Origin of the sequence: Campylobacter concisus, assembly GCF_002912425.1 — a bacterium.
GTDB lineage: Bacteria > Campylobacterota > Campylobacteria > Campylobacterales > Campylobacteraceae > Campylobacter_A > Campylobacter_A concisus_AH.
The window spans coordinates 1-2,409 of the sequence record NZ_POYR01000149.1 but is presented as its reverse complement, the minus strand read 5'-3'; the positions used below and the strand labels follow the sequence as shown (position 1 = coordinate 2,409).

Below are 2,409 nucleotides of genomic sequence, written 5' to 3'. Positions count from 1 at the left end.
GAGCAATCCTGCTGGTATATTTAAACCATAAGGGATAGTATCTCCTTTTGGTATACCAAAAGGATTTATTGATGGGGCAGGATCTATCATAATAGATACTCCTTCGATAAAAATAATAAAGCCTATTAAATAATTCATTTGTTGTGCATTTCTATAAATTTATATATGCCACCGCCAATTGCTTGAAATCCATTCGTTGGTGGCTCTGGAGATAGATACCCATTAACTATCTCTTCTAAAGCAACACCGTACGCCCAAGTCTTTGGATCATAAATAAAATTTCCAAACTGATAACTGACACCTTCAGTTATTTGTTTTGGCTTACCGACTGTTACTAAATAACCTTTATCATTGGTAGTTTTAAAATTTCCAGTGCCTTTTTTATTTATTACTTGTTCATATATCACTTTATTTCCTGTTAGATCAAGACTGCGAGCTACATACTCTTTGCCATTGTGTCTTAGTATACCATCACTACCTAATGTTCCACCTTTTGGGGTGTTAGCTACTACTTTTGCAGCCACTCTCTTTTCCATCTCTACAAATGGAGCTTTTAGACCATTGGCTACATATACAGCCCCTTTTCCAAGACCAACGCCCGCTCCTTTTCCTATTGCTGCTACACCAGTTAAACTAGATGTATCAAATCCTGATATTAATGCTATATCATCGCTTATGCCATTATAGTCATAAACTTTTTCTAAAATCTTTTTATCGTTGTTAAATATATTATAGTACATATTTCTTACGCCACTTACTCCGTTTACGGTTATATCTTTCGCCAAAGATATAGCACCGTCACGCAAGCTAGAGGCGGTAAAAGTCTGATCTTTATACCAGTTTTGCAAGTTGCTTGGTATTTTATCTGCATTAGATGCCAAGTTTAATATACTATTTTTAACTGTTTCTAGCGGTAAAGAGTCTATGTTTGGATGAATATATTTATTGTAAAAATCTATATTATTAATAGCTACATCTAAATTTAATCTATTATTTCTATTATCAAATTTATCAACTACAAATAGACCATCTTTATTGTCAGATTTTGTCAAAAACTCTTTTGCTAAGGTATCATCTTTATTAAGCATCAAAGACCAAACATTATCACTTTGCTTTAGTGCTTGCACTGAAAGTCTTGAAATGGCTTCATCTTGAGAAATATCTATACCTGTTCTCTCTCTAATGAAGTTGGCAAAATTATTGCCATTAGCCTTTAACCAGTCTATTTCTGGCTGACTAAATTGTCTATTATCCCCCTTACTCTTATCTAAACCATTAAACATATAAGAATTTAAAAGAAGGGTATTTAAGCTACTTTGATTTTTAATATAGTTTATCGCTGCATCTTTGGCATTGATGCCACTATCTTGTAAATTTAGAGCTTTACTTAGATAGTCACTAAAACTATCTTCTTTTAGTTTTGCATATCTATCTTGCTTACTATCCCCTGGTATAAATCTACCAGCTTTATAATCCATGGCATGTTTTAACTCATGACCTAGAGTGCTCACAAACTGATCAACATTTTTGATGTGAGCTAAATTTAGTATTATTGAGCCACTATTAAAATGTCCTAGAAATTTTTCATCGTCTTTTCCTTTTGAGAATTTATCATCAATTATTCTTAAAGATATACCTTCTAAATCAAGACCCGACATACTTGCAAATAGCTGAATAAATTTATTTCCTAAAGCCTCTTTTTCTTCTATGGTAACACTATCATCCGTTAGTTTTTGAGCCAGTTCTTTGCTTAATAGTTTGCCAGCTTCATACTGTGCAACATTTTCTTTTACTTCACTATTAAAATTAAACTCACCTGTTTCTATAATGGCATTTAGTGCTTTTGTTATGGCAGTAGCTGTATTAAACTCATCCTTGATCTCCTTTTGCCCACTCTTAGTTAGCACCCTTAAATCCATGCTAGCATCTACATTTGAGCTTATGCTAGTATTTACTAGATCTTTTGTTAGTTTAGTTGTATCTCTATTTAGTCTTGTTAGATCATCAGAGTTATCTTTATCTGCTATCTCTATGTTGCCACTACCTAGAGTTGCTAGGTTTTTAGATAAGCTGTAGCTTAAATTTCTATGGTTTGAGGAGTTTATTCATTTTAGTCAAACCGAGAAAACTATCTACATTAAGAATTTTACTCTTTTATATATCTTATGCCAACGGCTATTAGTCTAGTTTGTAAATGCACCAATCTTTATCCAATTTTATTTTATCTAAATCCACAAAAATTTTATCCGAATTTGATGCAATATTTTCTTGACTTTCATATACTAAAACATATTCCTTTGATAGCATAAATGATTTTGGATAATCTATTCTAATTGCTTTTTCATCGATTTTATATTCGTTAAAATCTGCGATAATCAAACTACTAATATATCCTATATTATCCTGATC

2 protein-coding genes are annotated in these 2,409 nt (G+C 32.0%); both read right to left on the bottom strand.

Annotated features, from left to right (window positions below):
• Window positions 1-134: 134 nt before the first annotated feature.
• Window positions 135-1,907 (bottom strand): hypothetical protein, encoded by a 1,773-nt coding sequence (locus CYP84_RS08270; protein ID WP_103637235.1) that lies wholly within the window; start codon window positions 1,905-1,907, stop codon window positions 135-137.
• Between the two features lie 271 nt (window positions 1,908-2,178).
• Window positions 2,179-2,409, bottom strand: a 231-nt coding sequence (locus tag CYP84_RS10820) for a hypothetical protein (RefSeq protein WP_219809681.1), incomplete at its 5' end; no start/stop codon positions are given.